This window comes from Cobetia sp. SIMBA_158 (genome assembly GCF_046566945.1).
GTDB lineage: Bacteria > Pseudomonadota > Gammaproteobacteria > Pseudomonadales > Halomonadaceae > Cobetia > Cobetia amphilecti.
Window position 1 is genome coordinate 1 of the sequence record NZ_JAWJYL010000137.1, and the last position, 341, is coordinate 341.

Here is a 341-nt window from a genome sequence, read left to right on the forward strand (position 1 = left end):
TAAATCAATGTTAGCGAGCGGTTTATTTTCAAGTGCTTGCTCTTCACCTCGGGTTATAGGGATATAAACTGAAAATGTAGAGCCTTTATTAATTTCGCTACTGACTTCAATTTTACCGCACATGTACTGAACAAGTTCTTTTACAATTGCTAAGCCTAGACCTGTACCGCCTTTTGTATTTTTAGCATCGACTTCTTGCGTAAATGGTGAAAATAGCGATTTAAGAAATTCAGGAGTCATCCCTCTGCCTGAGTCAGTCACGGTAATAGTGAGTGACAAAGCGTCGTCAATATTGGTTAAAAACGTGTCCAGCTTTACACTACCTTTTTCTGTAAACTTTA

1 protein-coding gene is annotated in these 341 nt (G+C 38.1%); it reads right to left on the minus strand.

Annotated elements, in window-relative coordinates; genetic code table 11:
- Positions 1–341, minus strand: a 341-nt coding sequence (locus tag R2R70_RS19320) for an ATP-binding protein (RefSeq protein ID WP_410978797.1), incomplete at both ends; no start/stop codon positions are given.